This window comes from Coprococcus sp. AM14-16 (genome assembly GCF_003434675.1).
Classification (GTDB): domain Bacteria; phylum Bacillota; class Clostridia; order Lachnospirales; family Lachnospiraceae; genus Coprococcus; species Coprococcus aceti.
Map to the genome: position 1 here is coordinate 396,670 of NZ_QTLL01000001.1, position 18,883 is coordinate 415,552.

Here is an 18,883-nt window from a genome sequence, read left to right on the forward strand (position 1 = left end):
TACTAACGAATAAATAATACAAGGTGGACAAAATATGATAGAAACTGTAGTATCAGCTAACATGCTGATCGGGGAAGTCATGAGGGTGAAGAAGAACCATCTGGCTCCGGATTTCCCAACTGGAAATGAAAAGAGGCTGTGTATTGTGTCCGGTATACATGGGGATGAGGTTGCCGGACAGTACATATGTTATGAACTGATCAGAAGGATCAAGAAGGATTTTGACAAGCTTACTGGAATCGTGGATGTATATCCATTTATCAATCCTATGGGACTTGAGGCTCAGTACAGGGATGTGCCTGTATTTGACATAGACATGAACACCCTGTTTCCGGGATCAAAGGACGGAACTGTGGGAGAGTATACAGCGGCAAAGGTCATGAAGGACATAGAGGGGGCGGACATTTGTGTTGATGTCCATTCCAGCAGTGTGTACATCAAGGAGATCCCACAGGTCAGGGTTAATTCTGACGTGGCATCGGATCTTGCTCCGTATGTTGCGTGCATGAATGTGGATGTTGTATGGATACATCCGTCGTCTACGGTCATGGAGGGAAGTCTTGCACATGCCCTCAACGAGATCGGAGTCAAGAGTATGGTAGTGGAGTCCGGAGTTGCCCTCAAGATAGATTACGATTACTCGAACCAGATAGTGGACGGACTGTTCTCTCTTATGAAGAAGATGGGAATATGGCAAGGCGAAGTCGAGACTGCACATAAGCCTAAATTTGCAAAAGACAAGGATGTTGTATTTGTAAATGCTGAGAGCAGCGGAATCTTCCTTCCTGTGGCAAAGCACTCAGAATATATACAGCAGGGAGAGATCATAGGAAGAATTGTAAATGTGCTCACGGGCTCGGTGGAGGAGACCATCAGGTCGCCGAGAAGCGGCATTGTGTTCTCACTGAGAGAATATCCGGTTATAGAAGAGGGGTCACTTGTGGCCAGAATTTTCGGAGGTGGCCATGAATAAAGAGATCATATATTCCATGAATACAGCCTACAGAGGAGAGTACGAGATACAGGGATTTTCCTATGGCAGCGGAGACAAGGCTGCATGCATAGTTGGTGCTATGAGAGGAAATGAATTTCAGCAGCTCTACATAAGCTCACTTCTGGCAAAGAAGCTTGGGGAGCTGGAGGCGAGGGGCGCCATAGTGTCGGGCAAGAAGATACTTCTGATACCATCAATCAATTACAGCTCGTTCAATGTGGGCAAGAAATACTGGATAACAGACAATTCAGATATAAACAGATCATTCCCAGGCAATCCTGAAGGTCAGGCGACAAGCCGTATTGCAGCGGCGGTGATGGAGAAGGTCACCGGCTACGCATACGGAATACAGTTTGCGAGCTTCTATATGGATGGTGAGTTTATCCCGCACGTCAGGATGATAGAGACAGGCAAGCAGAGCAACAGCCTTGCCAGCCAGTTCGGTATGCCGTATGTATTGACAGCGGAGCCTAGATCATATGATAAGGCAACGCTCAACTACAACTGGCAGATGCGCGGCACGGAGGCTTTCTTGGTATATTCGGGAGTTACCGACACCATCAATGGTGAGAGTGCCAATCAGGCGGTGTCCTCAGTGCTCAGATTCCTGACACGTATGGGCGTTATAAGATACAACTGCCATGCGGGATACATTTCCACCATCATGGACGAGGAGGATCTGCTCAGCATAAGGTCCGAGCATGCCGCCGGCTTCTTCAAGAAGCTTGTCCAGCCGGGAGACGAGGTTGTACGAGGCGACATAATTGCAAATATCATCAATCCGATGACGGGCGAGAATACGACGGACATATACGCACCGACGGACGGAATCATATTCTACTGTCAGAATTCACCTATGATATACCAGAATTCGGTGATATTTAAGATGATACGAAGACTGCATAACTAGCATGGAAAGTTATGACATATTTGGTGAAAATGCAGGGTTAAGATACAATTTTATGCTTAAATAAGCTGAAAATCGGCAAAAAGATAAAAACTACTACAAAAAAAACAAGATAAATGCTATTATTAAAGAATTAAAATAACAAAAACGCTTTTACTATGGAGGTATGACATGAGTAAGGTCAAGAGAGTGTATGTTGAGAAAAAGCCTGACTATGCGGTCAAGGCGAAGGAACTTCACGAAGAGATTAAGAACTATCTGGGTATCAAGGCTGAGTATGTGAGAGTGCTTGTCAGATATGATATTGAGAACATATCAGATGAGACATATGCAAAGGCTCTTGAGACAGTATTTGCTGAGCCGCCTGTAGATGTGATCTATGAGGGTGAGCCTGAGCTTGCTGCCACAGATAAGGTGTTCTCAGTAGAGGCACTTCCAGGTCAGTTCGATCAGAGAGCCGATTCAGCAGAGCAGTGTGTAAAGCTTCTTGCAGAGGATGAGGAGCCTGTTATCAAGACTGCCACAACATATGTACTTTCGGGCGACGTGACAGACGAGCAGATGAAGGCTGTCATGGACTACTGTGTAAACCCTGTTGATTCAAGAATATGCGGTATGGAGATTCCTGAGACTCTGGTTACAGAGTTCCCTGAGCCAGCCGATGTTCATATATTTGACGGATTCAAGGACATGGCAGAGGCAGATCTTAAGGAGCTCTATGACTCACTTGGACTTGCCATGACATTCAAGGATTTCCTTCACATCCAGAACTATTTCAAGAGTGAGGAGAAGAGAGATCCATCCATGACCGAGATCAGAGTTCTCGATACATACTGGTCAGACCACTGCCGTCATACAACATTCTCAACAGAGCTCACAGATGTAGAGTTCGACGATGGAGATTACAAGGATCTTCTTGAGAAGACATTTGACGCATACAGAGCAGAGATGAAGGAGATGTACAAGGACAGAGATGACAAGTTTGTATGTCTCATGGATATAGCCCTTATGGGTATGAAACAGCTCAAGGCAGCAGGCAAGCTCGATGATATGGAAGTGTCAGACGAGATCAATGCTTGTTCTATAGTTGTTCCTGTAGTTGTGGACGGAGTAGAGGAAGAGTGGCTCGTATTCTTCAAGAACGAGACACACAACCATCCTACAGAGATCGAGCCATTCGGTGGTGCTGCTACATGTCTTGGCGGTGCTATCAGAGATCCGCTCTCAGGAAGAGGTTACGTATACCAGGCTATGAGAGTTACCGGTGCGGCTGATCCTACAAAGTCTCTCAAGGACACAATGGAGGGCAAGCTTCCACAGCGTAAGATCGTGACAACAGCAGCCCATGGTTACAGCTCATATGGTAACCAGATCGGTCTTGCAACAGGCCTTGTAAATGAGATATATCATCCAGATTATGTTGCAAAGAGAATGGAGATCGGAGCAGTTATGGGTGCAGCTCCAAGACGTGCTGTAAAGCGTCTCACATCTGATCCGGGAGATGTAATCATCCTGCTCGGCGGACGTACAGGCCGTGATGGCTGTGGTGGAGCAACAGGTTCATCCAAGGCTCACACATCACACTCACTCGAGACATGTGGTGCTGAGGTTCAGAAGGGTAACCCACCTACAGAGAGAAAGATCCAGAGACTCTTCAGAAGAGAAGAGGTTTCATCTATTATAAAGAAGTGTAACGATTTTGGTGCCGGCGGTGTGTCAGTTGCCATCGGAGAGCTGGCAGACGGACTTGTGGTAGATCTTGACAAGGTGCCAAAGAAGTACGCAGGTCTTGACGGTACAGAGCTTGCAATATCAGAGTCCCAGGAGCGTATGGCTATAGTTGTCGATCCTAAGGATGTTGACACTATGCTCGGATACGCTGAGGAGGAGAACCTCGAGGCTGTAGTAGTTGCAAAGGTTACAGAGGAGCCTAGACTTATCCTTAAGTGGAGAGGCAAGGACATCGTGAACATCTCACGTGCATTCCTCAACACAAATGGTGCTCATCAGGAGACACAGGTCAAGGTTGAAGTTCCAAGCAAGGCAGACAATTACTTTGATTCAGTTAAGGAGCCTGAGGATGTCAAGAAGGCATGGCTCGATACACTGTCAGATCTGAATGTGTGCTCACAGAAAGGACTTGTGGAGATGTTCGACAGCTCTATCGGAGCAGGAACAGTCACAATGCCTTACGGTGGTAAGTATCAGCTCACACCTACACAGACAATGATCGCAAAGCTGCCTGTACTCAAGGGTAAGACAGACACTATTACCATGATGAGCTACGGATTTGACCCATATCTGTCAAGCTGGAGCCCATATCATGGTTCAGTATATGCGGTTGTTACATCAGCAGCCAAGATAGCTGCAGCAGGTGGAGATGTAAGCAAGATCAGACTTACATTCCAGGAATATTTCAAGAGACTTGGAACAGACCCATACAGATGGGGACAGCCACTGGCAGCGCTCCTCGGAGCATATGATGTTCAGATAGGACTTGGACTTCCGTCTATCGGTGGAAAGGACAGTATGTCAGGTACATTCAATGATATAGATGTACCTCCAACACTTGTATCATTTGCAGTTGACGTGGCAAGCTACATGGACGTTGTGACACCTGAGCTCAAGAAGGCAGGCAATGTTCTTGTGGAGATGGATATAGAGAAGGACGAGAACGACATACCTGTATATGAGAATGTTCTGTACATGTATGACCTCCTGAACAAGAAGATCAAGGAGGGCAAGATCCAGTCTGCATATGCAGTTGGATTTGGCGGTATAATAGAGGCTGTCAGCAAGATGGCATTTGGAAATAAGCTCGGTGTTGAGCTTGAGGATACAGTGAGCAAGAAGGATCTTGTTGCCAAGAACTATGGCGCTATCATTCTTGAGGTTAAGGCAGCAGATCTTGATCAGCTCGGAATTCCTGTCAAGAAGATAGGTAAGGTTACAAAGGAGCCTGTATTTACATACAAGGATGTCACAATCACTATGGACGAGGCTCTTGCAGCATGGACAAAGACTCTTGAGAAGGTATTCCCAACAGAGTCAAATGTTCCACAGACAGAGATCAAGACTGGACTCTTTGATGCCAAGACAGTTTACACATCAAGGAACAAGGTTGCAAAGCCAAAGGTATTCATACCTGTATTCCCTGGTACAAACTGTGAGTACGACTCAGCAAAGGCATTTGAGAGAGCTGGTGCAGACGTACAGACGATAGTATTCAGAAATATGACAGCACAGGGAATCAGAGATTCTGTTGACGCATTTGCAAAGGCAATCAGTGATTCACAGATCATCATGTTCCCAGGCGGATTCTCAGCCGGTGATGAGCCAGACGGATCAGGTAAGTTCATCGCAACTGCATTCCGTAATGCGAAGATCTCCGAGGAAGTTATGAAGCTCCTGAACGAGAGGGACGGGCTTGCACTTGGTATCTGTAATGGATTCCAGGCACTCATCAAGCTCGGTCTTGTGCCTTACGGCGAGATCAGACCACAGACAGATGATTCACCTACACTGACAATGAACAGCATCGGACGTCATCAGTCCAAGATGGTATACACCAAGGTTGTAACAAACAAGAGCCCATGGCTGAAGAAGGCAGAGCTCGGCGGAGTATACACAATTCCTATCTCACACGGTGAGGGACGTTTCGTTGCAAGCAAGGAATGGTGCGAGAAGCTCTTTGCAAATGGACAGGTTGCAACACAGTATGTCGACATGAACGGCAACCCAACCATGGACGAGTATTACAATGTCAACGGTTCATACTACGCAATTGAGGGTATTACAAGTCCTGACGGACGTGTACTCGGTAAGATGGGACACTCAGAGCGTATCGGACAGGCTGTAGCTGTGAATGTATATGGCGACCAGAACCAGAAGATATTTGAGAGTGGTGTGGAGTATTTTAAGTAAGATGAAATCATGTCACACGGATTATATCCGGTGATATACCAATAAAAATAGCACAGATGTGCAGGAGTCATAAACAGTTTTAGATGACTGAGAATACGGGGACAGGTGAGAGTAGATTCCATACCTGTCCCCGTTTGTCTTTATATTTATGCGTACTGACTGCCGGGGATGATGTGGCAGAGCTTTGACGACCGGGAGGAGATTCTGCGTGAGAGAAAAAAAGAAAAACAGAATAGAGATTCTGGGAATTGCACTGCTGGTGCTTCTGATAAGTGGTGTATGTATGATCCCTTGTTTTAAGACAGGCCTGCCATACGGTGATGACCAGCAGGTTCATATGCTCAGGGTGGAGAGTATCCTCAAAGCGCTAAAGTCAGGGCAGGGATACCCTGTATATATATATCAGACTATGTTGGAAGGGTATGGCTACGGTATGGGAATATTTTACCCTGATTTGTTCTTGCTGCCAGCCGTTCTCTTCAGACTTCTGGGGGCATCACCGGGGATTGCAATGAAGATATATATATATGTACTGATGATATGTACGGGACTTACTGCGTATTATACAGGGCGGAGCATTGGCAGAAGCCGTTGCGCGGGTGTTGTCACTATGGTGCTTTACACAATGGGACATTATCATCTTGAGGATGTATATACCAGATTTGCACTTGGCGAAATTGCTGCCATGGTATTTATTCCACTGGCGTTTCTTGCTCTTTACGACCTGACTGAGATGGGACACAGTAGAAAAGGCCTTTTATGTGTATCATATTCGTGTCTTATGCTTTCACACACGATAAGCTTTGTATTATGTGTAGTAATGGGAATAATCTGGGTGTGTGCGAGATGGAAAAGAATTGCGGCTTGCAGAAGACTTATTGGGGCTGTGTGTATGGAAGCTCTTGCGTGTGCAGTACTTACATGTTATTATTGGCTTCCTGTACTTGAACAATTTGCAGATGGAAGGTTCTATGTAAGCAATGAACCGGCATTTTACACACATGAGGAGACTCAGACACTGCTCGCGATAGTGAGTGGAAAGTATTCGGTTGCATTCATTGAGATTGGAATACTGGCACTTATGGTATTTGTCAGTATATATAAAAAAGTATATAATAAAAAGGCTTTGATGTGCCTTGTGACAGCGGCGGTGCTTCTTGTATGCGAGACAAAGATTTTTCCATGGAAACTTATCGACAGAACTCCATTTGTCAGTATACAGTTTCCGTGGAGACTGAATATGTTCACAGAATTCTTTGTGGCACTTGGTCTTGCACTTCAGTCAGTGGATATAATAAAGCTGTTGCCATCATACAGAAGAAATGCATGTTTATGTGCGGCTGGAAGCATACTTATCGGTATTTTTAGCCTGAATATGGTATGGAATATAGAACTTGGTGGCTATGTGAACTATCCGGAAGGTTATGCGGATAATGCAGGAAGTACAGACAGCATAGGGTTCTGGGAGTGGCTTCCAGAAGAAGGGGATCTTGCAACATCTGTCGGAGCAGAAAGCAGCGGGATGGTGAAGTGCGAAGATACTTACATACGGGGGCGCTATGGATCAGACGGAAGCTATGAGTTTGATGCGGGTAAAACTGCGGGGGAGTGCATAGTTCCAAAGTATTATTATAAGGGATATGAAGCAATAATGGCTGATGGACGGAAACTGACGGTAAGCAAATGTCTAAATGATGGATTGGTAGAAATATCAGTTTCGCCAGAGGCAGGTAAAGTTGTTGTAAAATATAAGGGGACAAAGATTCAGCATTGGTCATGGAGAATAAGTATTTCAGCGGTCTTGCTTATGTTATTGATACTTATAATGCAACATGCTGTCGAAAAAGGAAAAATACAAAGTTATATGGAGTGATGGAGTAATTATGGAAAAAAAGAAAATCAGGTCAAGAAAAATTGTTAAGTATGGAATGGCATTTCTGATTCCTATCATATGTATAGTGATACATATGATGATGACAAGCTGCTATCCATTTGGAAAGAATACTATACTGCTTGGAGATTCTAATACCCAGTATTATGCGTTTTTTGTGGAATTATCAGGCAGGATAAGACAGGGAAAATCAATTTTTTTCAGTTGGGACATGGGACTAGGATATGATTTCTATACTAATTTCTTTTATTATCTGGCAAGTCCTGTCAATCTAATAGCAGTTTTGTTCGGCGGTTCACATATGGAGCTGGGAATGATTGTCAGTATGTGTATTCAGGTTGGACTTTGCGGAGTTACTATGACCTATTTCTTATCGCATACCAGCAGAAATAAAATGCAGCACGGATGGCTGAATGACATACTCTGTGTTGTGATGGGAATGGCTTATTCCATGTGCGATTATATGCTTGCATATCAGTATAATCTCATTTGGCTTATATGCCTTCTTCTCGTGCCTGTTATGATGCTTGGCGTTGAGAGACTTATTGAGGGCGGTGATGTGAGACTTTATTTTGTGATGCTTTTCATGTCATTTGTATTCAACTTCTATTTTTCGTGGTTTGTGGCTATGATAGCTGTGATATGGTTTATCGATGTGAAAAAGGATAGCTGGAAAATGTTTTGGAAGCGTGGAGTGAAGTTTGCACTCACATCTATAACGGCTGCACTCAGTGCATGTGTTGTACTTGTGCCGTGTTTCCTTGCGATAGTTGGAAGAGAAGGTGCAAGTTCACTCACAGAAGATATACCATTTAGCAAGTTTGGTAATTTTGCAAATTTGTTCCAGAGCTTTTTCTGGGGACATGATATAGATATAGCTGGAAGAACTCTGTATGCAAGGAATATGTATATGGGACTGTCTCTGCTTTTCCTTGCGGTTGTATATGTGTTTAACAGGAATATACAGCTTCGGGCAAGAGTTAAGAGACTGGTGGAGATAGCGCTGCTTGTTGCCTGTCTGAATCTGACAGGGGCACTGTATGTTCTTCATGGGTTCACATATCCACATCTATATTCTTACAGATATGCTTTTATTCTTGTCATACTTCTTATTGTTTCAGCTTTTGAGTGTGCTGTGAACTGGACGAAGCCGGGGGTTCGGGAGGTGATACTGACCGCAGTTGTATTTTTGGCTTTCTTTGGGGGCGTTTTTCTGGAAAATAATGAGGTGCAGAATGTAGTCTGCTATATGGTTACGATCCTGCTTATTATATATTTGTTTATGGTATTTGTATTACAGGCCAGAAACAGCATAAAGATAAATTCTCTGATTGTGAATTTTATAGTAATACTTTTTGCGGAGCTGATATCCAATGCCGTATATGTGAATACGGATGCATATACTACGGGCAAGGAGCATCTAGGCGGAACTGACGGATGGAGAGCCATATATAATGAAAAGGACAACAGTGATCTTAATAGAAAGACATCCTGGATTTTGTCACAAAATAATACAGTCTATTCAGACACTAATATATTCTCTTCAATCATAAATACAAAAGTGACATGGCTTTTTGATGCGCTTGGAATGGTATATCAGGATCACGGCGCTACATATGCATACAGAAATACTACACCGGTAACTGCGCTTATGTTCAATGTAAGAAATGTATTATCGGATGCAGATGCATATTATGGTGGGTATACAAAGGAGCAAAGATATAATCTGAAGAACGATGTGTATGATATAGACGATGAGATTGCATGGTATACAACAGACTATGCTGTGGGAGCGGGCTTTTCTACAGATGGCAGCATAAAAGATTGGAATGTGTCAGATGTAGTTCCGTTTGAGGTGCAGAATGAATTCGTGAAAGATGTGTCGGGAGTTGAAGGAGTGTTCACCCGTGTTTCACCGGATGAACTGACTGATTTTGATGTGAAATACAGAGGAAGCGCTCCGGATAGACAGATCTTGCCGGATGGAGTAACTTTGGAGAGAAAGACTGATAAAAATGCTTATACATACATGAATGTGTCACTTGATGAAGATTACCATGCCTCACAGATTTATACGTTTACAGCTCCGAGGGATATGCATCTGTATGTGAGCCTTGAGGATGCAAATAAGCTGTGTAATATTGTAACTGTAGATGGAAACGTGATAGCAGATATAAACGAGTATGACGCTTATCCTTCGCCAAAAGATGTACTTGATCTCGGTGAGCTGAAGAGTGGGCAGAAGGTCGAGATACAGGCAGTCAATCTGTCCACAGTCCTAAAAAAGGGAGTAACGTGTATAGATTTCTATGAATATCATGATGACAGGATGCAGGAATGCAAGGAATCAATTAAGGATAGGACGCTTTCACTTGACACAGTGACATCTACATATGTAAAGGGTACGGTGACAGCAAATGAGGATGGTATATTGTATACATCAATTCCTTATTACAGAGGCTTTACAGCGTATGTTGATGGAAAGAAGACTGATATAACAACACTGGCAAATGGTGCACTTGTGGGTCTGGAGCTGACTGCTGGAACACATACAATAGAATTCAGGTATGTAACATATGGATTCAAGCTTGGCCTTATATTATCTGCAGCAGGATGGCTCATAGCTGTCTTATACATGGTGAATCTTAGACGCAGCAGGAAAAAGAAGGTACAGGCTGCATAGAACAGATAGCGCAATAAATTAAGTGGGGATTGATATGGGTATAAAGCAAGGAGAAGTAAACAAACATAAAAAGAGCGGGATTATGTATGCTGCTGTATTCTTAGTTACAGTTCTGGTATATACAGTAATTTTGCTCCTGCAGAAAGCATACCCGTTTGGAGATAAAAGTTTTCTGACGTATGATGCATATGTGCAGTATAAGAATATGTTTCATATGTTATTTGAATGGATTTCGGGAGGTAGCAAAGGAAGCTTTATCTGGTCGATGGGAATGGGAATCGATGCTGTACAGGAGTTACTGTATTACTGCCTGAGCCCGTTCAATATCATCGTTCTGATGTTGGGAGAGAGCAGGCTGGAACTTTCCATGGTATTGCTTATCATCATAAAATCCGCCTGCCTGCCGGTCACGGCGCTTTACTTTTTCAGACATACCAATAAGAAAAATACAGAGAATGGGTACAGCCAGACAGTTGCAACGTTCATAGAGCTGGCATGCAGTATGGCATATGGACTGTCCGGGTATGTCCTTGCATATGGACATAATATTATGTGGCTTGATGGGCTTATTCTGCTTCCGATAGTGGCACTTGGCATAGAGCATCTGTCAGATGGAAAAGGATGGATGTTATACACGCTGTCTTTGGCAGCGTCGATCATATGCAATTTCTATTTCTCATTCTATATATGTGTGTTTGCCGTGATATATTTCTTGCTGGAAAAACGGGAAAATGTCAAAGATTTCCTACGCAGAGGACTTTCGTTTGCCGGCTGCTCGGTGCTGTCTGCTCTGCTCGCAGGAGTGGTTCTGGTTCCTGCCGGACTGGTGGTCATGAGAGCGGCGTCTTCGGTGACTGATATGGGGCTTGAAGGAACACAGATGTGGGGACAGTTTGGAGCGTATATATCTTCATTCTATCCGCTGAAGGATCTGGAATGTGTATCTATGTTCAGCAATAACAGTTATTGTGGAAGTATTGTTATATTTGCTGCCTGCATTTTTATTCTGTCTGATGTGTGCGACTGGAAGACGAGGGTGAAATACTGTATAGCCATGGCCCTGTTAGTGCTTGCCCTGAACTATCTTCCGCTCAATTACGTGTTCCATGGCATGACGATCACACATGGACTTGGAAACAGGTTTGCATTTATATTAACGTTTATATTAATTGCTGCAGCATATCGAATTCTCATGAATCTTGGTAAGCTGAGACTGAGGTATATTGCTGTAAGTACTGTGGTGGCAGGCGTAATATTTGTGGCAAGTCTTATTGACAGCAGAGAGATGAGTACCCCGCTTGGCTATGTTATATTTATGCTTATGCTGGCATTTGCAGCCATTCTGTGCGTGCTTTGCAGAAGAGGAAGCATAAAGCCGGGAGTGGCTGTGTGCATTATCTGTGGCTGCTGGATAGCTGAGATTATGGGAAATGCATTATATGTAATGCCGGGCAAGACGGAGGACTGTCTTCTGACAGATGCTGTAAGACTAGATCAGTGGGAATCAGTATACAATTCCCTGGATACAGAAAATGGCACCAGAAAGAGCGCTATGGTTTATGAGAATTATGCGCCATATTCTCAGACAAACTGGTATTCATCCATGGCAAATGGAAATACGATCAGAGCGTTTTCCAGTATGGGACTTGCCCACTTTGACAATGTTGAATATATATATTCGGGAACTACACCGCTTACAGCGCTCATGTACAATGTCAGATATGTGCTGAGTCCGGAGAATGGTACTTACGCAGGATATAACCTTGTTGCTGAGAATGACGTATACAATCTGTATGAAGCAGAAACTCCTGAGATGATGGGATTTATGTTGGATGATGGTATCGTAGACTGGAAAGCAGACAGGACACCTCTTGAAAATCAGAATGATTTTATGAAGAGTGGCTGTGGTCTGTCGTCAGATGTATTTACAGAGATTGATATATCGGATTGGAGTACTTCTTATCTCAATCAGGACACACTTAAGGAATCAGTGGGTTATTGCATATACAGAACGTCAAATGCATTTGTGCCGATGACCCGGTATGAGTTTGATGCTGAATCTGATATGGATATGTATGTCTACAGTAAGGATAGCCGCGATCACTATGTGGAGATGATCGTGGACGGAGATCTCAGGGTATCGAATGGGTCATATGTTACAGAACAGCTGTCACATGTCGGCCTCGTAAAGAAAGGACAACATGTCAGGATAACTATAGGAGGTGCGACCAGCTCTAAAACAGGAAGTGTCGGAGAGCGATTTGTAAAGGTATACAATTACAATGCAGATGAATTTGAGAAAGCAGAAGAGAAGATACTTGATAGTCCGCTTGAGTGTACAGGATTTGTAAAAAATACTTTCTATGGAAGTGTGGATGTGAAAAATCCAGGTATCCTGTATATCGCATATCCATATAATGATGGGTTTAAGATATATGTGGATGGAGAGCCGGCAGAAAAAATTCGCCTTGGTAGAGGCAATATGGGTGTCCGGATATATGCGGGCAGTCACGATATAGAAATTGCATACAGAACACCTGGGCTTATGGCTGGCGCACTGGTTTCGCTGTTTGGAATATGCATCATGCTATTTATGCTGAGGTGGGACAGTAAACAGAAGCATGTAATCACACCCCTACCCACTCCATAAATTTCTTCATAGCCGTGCTCTGATTCTTCATTCCTGAGTAAGCGAAGCCGACACTCCTGCTCGGAATAGGAGTGTCAAGCGGAAGTTCGGTTATAACACCGGATGAGAGCTGTTCATGTGCGAATTCACGTACCACGCTGGCAACGCCCATGCCGATGGCGGCGAAGTCGATGAGAAGATCCATGTTGTTGATCTCAAGTACCTGGCTGCAGCTTATGCCCTGTGAGCGGAGATACTCGTCCACGTGGGTACGGGTTACATTTGCCTCCTCCAGAACCATGAGGTTGGAGCCTTCAAGGATGTTGACTGTTGATATATTGGACATACCTGAGTTGCTTGAGTTATGAATAGTGGTAGAAGCAGAGACGCCGGATGAATGTCCGTTATCTCTGCTTTTTTTATCCGCACCTTGATCTGTTGCATCGCCGTGTGTGGCAGAGGCTAAGCCTGAGTTTAGCAGCGGTATAATGTTACCCTTGATATTGCCTGAAAGCTCATCGGCAAAGCTGTATTGATCTCTGCCATTTGCGCGCTCGTAGAAATTATCCAGATATTCAGGGCTTGCCACAAATACGTCATGTATCTCCTTGACAGGAGAGTAGACTATCCCCTTTGGAAGCTCTGTGTTGCAAATCAGGCCTATATCTATATCTTCGTTTCTGAGAAGCTTGATGGTGTTCACGGTTGAGTGGCAGTCTATGCTGAACTTGATGTTTGGATTCTCCCTGATGAAGTCCTTCAGATAGTCCAGGAGTATGTGCTTGCACAGGGATGTGCTCACGCCGATTCTTATGTGACCGATTCCAAGCTCCTTGTAATTCTTCAGATTTTCCTCACCCATATTCAGAGAGTCAAATGCCCTCTCAACATATTCATAGAGAACCTGTCCCTCTTCAGTCAGAGTTACCCCTCTGGAACTTCTGTTAAAAAGCGCAGTGACGAGTTCTTCTTCAAGTTTGGAAATAGCCTTGCTTATCGCGGGCTGACTGATGTAGAGCTGATTTGCGGCCTTGCTGATGTTGCCGGCTTTGGCAACTGTATGAAAAATAACGTAATTGTTCAGATTACTTATCATGATATTCCTCCAGGTTATAATAACTATTCTTTTTATATATTGTAATTATACCTAGATGAGTGATATTATCAAGAGTAAGAATTTGTATTTAGAAACAAATGATAGGAGGACTATAAATATGGGTATGACCATGACTCAGAAGATTTTAGCTGCTCATGCAGGACTGCCATCAGTTGAAGCAGGACAGCTTATCGAGGCAGATTTGGATTTAGTATTAGGAAATGACGTAACAACTCCGGTCGCAATTCACGAGATGGAGAAGTTCAACAAGAAGGAAGTATTTGACAAGAAGAAGATAGCACTTGTCATGGATCACTTCACACCTAACAAGGATATCAAGAGTGCAGAGCACTGTAAGTGTGTAAGACAGTTCTCAGCGGCAAATGAGATCGAGAACTATTTCGATGTCGGAGCAATGGGTATCGAGCATGCGCTCCTTCCGGAGAAAGGACTTATCGTGGCTGGTGAGACATGTATCGGAGCAGACTCACATACATGTACATACGGAGCACTCGGTGCATTCTCAACAGGTGTCGGAAGTACAGATATGGCAGCAGGAATGGTGACAGGCAAGGCCTGGTTCAAGGTTCCATCAGCCATCAAGTTCAACATCGTTGGAGAGAAGGCAAAGTGGATCAGTGGTAAGGACGTCATCCTTCACATCATCGGTATGATCGGTGTTGACGGTGCGCTTTATAAGTCTATGGAGTTTGTTGGAGAGGGAATCAAGAACCTCACAATGGACGATAGATTTACAATTGCGAACATGGCCATCGAGGCAGGTGCCAAGAATGGTATCTTCCCTGTCGATGAGCTTACAGAGGAGTACATGAAGGAGCACAGCACAAAGTCATATACAAAGTATGAGGCAGACGAGGACGCTGTATACGATGCAGAGTACACCATCGACCTGTCACAGCTTAAGCCGACAGTTGCTTTCCCTCATCTCCCAGAGAATACAAAGACTATCGATGAGGTCGGAGATATCAGGATCGATCAGGTAGTCATCGGTTCATGTACAAATGGACGTATATCAGATATGAGAATTGCGGCAGATATCATCAAGGGAAGAAAGGTTGCTGACGGTGTCAGAGTTATCGTCATCCCTGGAACACAGGATATCTACCTTCAGTGTATTGAGGAAGGCCTCATGACTATATTTGTCAAGGCCGGAGCAGTGGTTTCAACTCCTACATGCGGACCATGTCTTGGAGGACATATGGGCGTTATGGCAGCAGGAGAGAGAGCTGTATCAACAACCAATCGTAACTTCGTAGGACGTATGGGTCATGTAGACTCAGAGGTGTATCTTGCCAGTCCTGCTGTTGCAGCAGCTTCAGCTATCACAGGTAAGATCAGCAGTCCTGACGAACTTGGATTATAAAAGAGATAAAGGAGATAGACTATGAAAGCACATGGAACAGTACACAAATACGGTGACAACGTAGATACAGATGTAATCATCCCTGCAAGATACCTGAATTCATCAGACCCTGCAGAGCTCGCAAAGAGCTGTATGGAGGATATAGATAAGGATTTCGTAAAGCGCGTAAAGCCGGGCGATATCATGGTAGCAAGAAAGAACTTCGGCTGTGGATCTTCAAGAGAGCATGCACCTATAGCCATCAAGGCTTCAGGAATAAGCTGCGTAATCGCAGAGACATTTGCCAGAATCTTCTATAGGAATGCCATCAATATTGGACTTCCGATCATCGAGTGCCCTGAGGCAGCAGAGGCTATCCAGGCAGGCGATGACGTGGAGATCGATTTCGACAGCGGTATGATCTATGACAGAACCCAGGGAACAGAATTTAAGGGACAGGCATTCCCTCCATTCATGCAGGAGATCATCAAGAGCGAGGGACTCATCAACTATATCAATAATAAAAATAAATAGAGTATGAGCATGTTTGGCCAGAGTGAAGATATATCATGAAAGGCAAAACAGGAAGGAGACAAAAATGCAGTGTAATTTAGCCGTAATAAAAGGTGACGGTATCGGCCCTGAGGTAGTTACAGAGGCTATGAAGGTACTTGACACAGTAGGAGAGAAGTTCGGACACACATTTGACTATGAGCAGATTCTCATGGGCGGATGTTCAATAGACGCAACTGGTGTGCCTCTCACAGACGAGGCTGTGGCAGTTGCAAAGTCAAAGGATGCTGTTCTCCTCGGTTCGATCGGAGGAAATACATCCACATCACCATGGTACAAGCTCCCTCCAAATCTCCGCCCGGAGGCAGGACTTCTGAAGATCAGAAAAGAGCTTGGCCTCTTCGCAAACCTTCGTCCAGCCAATCTCTACGATGAGCTGAAGGAGGCATGTCCACTTAAGGCTGAGATCGCAGAGCGCGGATTTGATATGATGATGATGAGAGAGCTCACCGGTGGTCTCTACTTCGGCGAGAGACACACAGAGGAGGTTGACGGAGTTATGACAGCCGTTGATACCCTCACATACAATGAGAACGAGATCAGAAGAATAGCCATCAAGGCATTTGACATAGCTATGAAGAGAAGAAAGAAAGTCACATCCGTAGACAAGGCAAATGTACTTGATTCTTCAAGACTCTGGAGAAAGGTCGTTGAGGAAGTGGCAAAGGATTATCCAGAAGTTGAGCTTGAGCACATGCTCGTAGACAACTGCGCAATGCAGCTTGTGAAGGATCCTGCACAGTTCGATGTGGTTCTCACAGAGAACATGTTCGGAGACATCCTCTCAGACGAGGCATCCATGATCTCAGGTTCTATCGGAATGCTTTCATCAGCATCACTTAACGAGACAAAGTTCGGTATGTATGAGCCATCAGGCGGATCGGCACCTGACATAGCAGGCCAGAACAAGGCGAATCCGATAGCAACCATCCTGTCGGCGGCAATGATGCTCAGATACACATTTGACCTTGACAAAGAGGCAGATGCGGTTGAGAACGCTGTAAAGCAGGTACTCAAGGACGGATACAGAACAATAGATATCCACTCAGAGGAAACACAGCTCGTAAGCTGTTCCGAGATGGGTGATCTTATCTGCGAGAGAATATAGAAAGAACCATTATTGGAGGAGAATAAGATGAAGAGTGATAATGTTAGGGTTGGAATGCAGCAGGCGCCACACAGATCTCTGTTCAACGCACTGGGCATGACCAAGGAAGAGATGGAGAGACCTTTAGTAGGTATCGTATGTTCATACAACGAGATAGTTCCAGGTCACATGAACCTGGACAAGATAGCACAGGCAGTAAAGATGGGAGTTGCCATGGCAGGTGGTACACCTGTTATGTTCCCGGCGATCGCTGTGTGTGATGGTATAGCAATGGGACACATCGGAATGAAGTATTCACTGGTTACAAGAGATCTGATCGCAGACTCAACAGAGGCTATGGCTATAGCACATCAGTTTGACGCGCTCGTCATGATCCCTAACTGTGACAAGAACGTTCCAGGACTTCTCATGGCAGCAGCCAGAGTAAATGTCCCAACAGTATTTGTATCTGGCGGCCCTATGCTTGCCGGACACGTAAAGGGAAATAAGACAAGTCTTTCAAGTATGTTCGAGGCTGTAGGTTCATACGCAGCCGGAACCATGACTGAGGAGGATGTATACGAGTATGAGTGCAAGACATGTCCTACATGCGGATCATGTTCAGGTATGTACACAGCAAACTCTATGAACTGTCTGACAGAGGCTCTTGGAATGGGACTTCCTGGAAATGGAACAATCCCTGCAGTATATTCAGAGAGACTTAAGCTTGCAAAGCATGCAGGAATGGCAGTTATGGATATGTACAGAAAGGGCATCAAGCCTAGAGACATCATCACAAAGGAGTCAATCATCAACGCTCTTACAGTTGATATGGCACTTGGATGTTCAACCAACTCTATGCTCCACCTTCCAGCCATCGCACATGAGATCGGTTTCGACTTTGATATCTCATTTGCAAATGAGATCAGCGCAAAGACACCTAACCTGTGTCACCTTGCTCCTGCAGGCCACACATACATGGAGGATCTCAATGAGGCCGGTGGTGTGTATGCGGTTATCAAGCAGCTTGCAGATGCAGGACTCATCAACAAGGACTGCATGACAGTTACAGGCAAGACAATAGGAGAGGCTGTTGCCAATAGTGTAAACAAGAATCCTGAGGTCATCAGACCTATGGACAATCCATATACAGTTACAGGTGGTCTGGCTGTACTCAAGGGTAACCTTGCACCAGACGGCTCTGTAGTAAAGCGTTCAGCAGTTGTGCCTGAGATGCTGGCTCACAAGGGCCCTGCAAGGGTATTTGACTGTGAGGAGGACGCAATCGCAGCTATCAAGGGCGGCAAGATCGTAGAGGGTGACGTGGTAGTCATCAGATACGAGGGACCAAAGGGAGGCCCTGGTATGAGAGAGATGCTCAACCCTACATCAGCCATCGCTGGTATGGGACTTGGCTCATCAGTTGCCCTTATCACAGACGGAAGATTCTCAGGAGCAAGCCGTGGAGCGTCCATCGGACATGTATCACCTGAAGCTGCTGTGGGCGGACCTATCGCTCTTGTTGAGGAAGGCGATATGATCGAGATCGATATCAACAACCTCAGCATCAAGCTCGATGTCTCAGACGAGGAGCTTGCAAAGAGAAAGGCTGCATGGAAGCCAAGACAGCCAAAGGTTACAACAGGCTATCTTGCAAGATACGCAGCTATGGTTACATCAGGCAACAGAGGTGCTGTTCTTGAGGTGCCAAAGAATTAATTGATCACAATTAAGGG

The 18,883-nt window shown here is 44.7% G+C and carries 11 protein-coding genes; 10 read left to right on the forward strand and 1 reads right to left on the reverse strand.

Features of this window, described 5'->3' with window-relative positions; genetic code table 11:
* The first annotated feature begins 34 nt into the window (after positions 1 to 34).
* From DW159_RS01895 to DW159_RS01920, 6 genes are all read left to right on the forward strand, one after another.
* Positions 35 to 973, forward strand: a complete 939-nt coding sequence (locus DW159_RS01895; RefSeq protein ID WP_022216686.1) for a M14 family metallopeptidase — start codon at positions 35 to 37, stop codon at positions 971 to 973.
* A complete protein-coding gene (locus DW159_RS01900; RefSeq protein WP_117548763.1) occupies positions 966 to 1,904 on the forward strand; it encodes a M14 family metallopeptidase in 939 nt (312 codons plus the stop codon). Before DW159_RS01895 ends, DW159_RS01900 begins: the two co-directional genes overlap by 8 nt.
* A gap of 168 nt (positions 1,905 to 2,072) precedes the next feature.
* Positions 2,073 to 5,825 carry a phosphoribosylformylglycinamidine synthase gene (locus DW159_RS01905; RefSeq protein ID WP_117548764.1) on the forward strand — a complete coding sequence of 1,251 codons (3,753 nt, stop codon included), beginning with the start codon at positions 2,073 to 2,075 and terminating at the stop codon, positions 5,823 to 5,825.
* A gap of 208 nt (positions 5,826 to 6,033) precedes the next feature.
* Complete coding sequence (locus DW159_RS01910; RefSeq protein ID WP_117548765.1) at positions 6,034 to 7,698, forward strand: DUF6541 family protein; 1,665 nt, start codon at positions 6,034 to 6,036, stop codon at positions 7,696 to 7,698.
* Between the two features lie 10 nt (positions 7,699 to 7,708).
* A complete protein-coding gene (locus DW159_RS01915; protein ID WP_158547568.1) occupies positions 7,709 to 10,399 on the forward strand; it encodes a YfhO family protein in 2,691 nt (896 codons plus the stop codon).
* A 34-nt stretch (positions 10,400 to 10,433) separates the two neighbouring features.
* Complete coding sequence (locus tag DW159_RS01920; RefSeq protein WP_117548767.1) at positions 10,434 to 13,049, forward strand: YfhO family protein; 2,616 nt, start codon at positions 10,434 to 10,436, stop codon at positions 13,047 to 13,049.
* On the opposite strand, the gene DW159_RS01925 is transcribed toward DW159_RS01920, so the two are convergent.
* Entirely contained in the window at positions 13,027 to 14,124 is a 1,098-nt protein-coding gene (locus tag DW159_RS01925; protein WP_117548768.1) for a LysR family transcriptional regulator, read from the reverse strand. The two genes, DW159_RS01920 and DW159_RS01925, sit on opposite strands and share 23 nt — an antisense overlap.
* Before the next feature lie 118 nt (positions 14,125 to 14,242).
* On the opposite strand from DW159_RS01925, the gene leuC reads away from it, so the two are divergent.
* From leuC to ilvD, 4 genes are all read left to right on the forward strand, one after another.
* On the forward strand, positions 14,243 to 15,508 hold the full coding sequence (gene leuC, locus DW159_RS01930) for a 3-isopropylmalate dehydratase large subunit (protein WP_117548769.1): 1,266 nt from the start codon (positions 14,243 to 14,245) through the stop codon (positions 15,506 to 15,508).
* Positions 15,509 to 15,529: 21 nt separating this feature from the next.
* Entirely contained in the window at positions 15,530 to 16,021 is a 492-nt protein-coding gene (leuD, locus tag DW159_RS01935; protein ID WP_022216080.1) for a 3-isopropylmalate dehydratase small subunit, read from the forward strand.
* Positions 16,022 to 16,085: 64 nt separating this feature from the next.
* Entirely contained in the window at positions 16,086 to 17,168 is a 1,083-nt protein-coding gene (gene leuB / locus DW159_RS01940; protein WP_117548770.1) for a 3-isopropylmalate dehydrogenase, read from the forward strand.
* Positions 17,169 to 17,195: 27 nt separating this feature from the next.
* Positions 17,196 to 18,866 carry a dihydroxy-acid dehydratase gene (gene ilvD, locus DW159_RS01945; protein WP_015533540.1) on the forward strand — a complete coding sequence of 557 codons (1,671 nt, stop codon included), beginning with the start codon at positions 17,196 to 17,198 and terminating at the stop codon, positions 18,864 to 18,866.
* The last annotated feature ends 17 nt before the right edge of the window (positions 18,867 to 18,883 follow it).

Bases quoted from the DNA above. Each gene is read 5' to 3' on its own strand.
- DW159_RS01895 (WP_022216686.1), top strand. From the start codon at position 35: ATGATAGAAACTGTAGTATCAGCTAACATGCTGATCGGGGAAGTCATG.
- DW159_RS01900 (WP_117548763.1), top strand. From the start codon at position 966: ATGAATAAAGAGATCATATATTCCATGAATACAGCCTACAGAGGAGAG.
- DW159_RS01905 (WP_117548764.1), top strand. From the start codon at position 2,073: ATGAGTAAGGTCAAGAGAGTGTATGTTGAGAAAAAGCCTGACTATGCG.
- DW159_RS01915 (WP_158547568.1), top strand. From the start codon at position 7,709: ATGGAAAAAAAGAAAATCAGGTCAAGAAAAATTGTTAAGTATGGAATG.
- DW159_RS01920 (WP_117548767.1), top strand. From the start codon at position 10,434: ATGGGTATAAAGCAAGGAGAAGTAAACAAACATAAAAAGAGCGGGATT.
- DW159_RS01925 (WP_117548768.1), bottom strand. From the start codon at position 14,124: ATGATAAGTAATCTGAACAATTACGTTATTTTTCATACAGTTGCCAAA.
- leuC (WP_117548769.1), top strand. From the start codon at position 14,243: ATGGGTATGACCATGACTCAGAAGATTTTAGCTGCTCATGCAGGACTG.
- leuD (WP_022216080.1), top strand. From the start codon at position 15,530: ATGAAAGCACATGGAACAGTACACAAATACGGTGACAACGTAGATACA.
- leuB (WP_117548770.1), top strand. From the start codon at position 16,086: ATGCAGTGTAATTTAGCCGTAATAAAAGGTGACGGTATCGGCCCTGAG.
- ilvD (WP_015533540.1), top strand. From the start codon at position 17,196: ATGAAGAGTGATAATGTTAGGGTTGGAATGCAGCAGGCGCCACACAGA.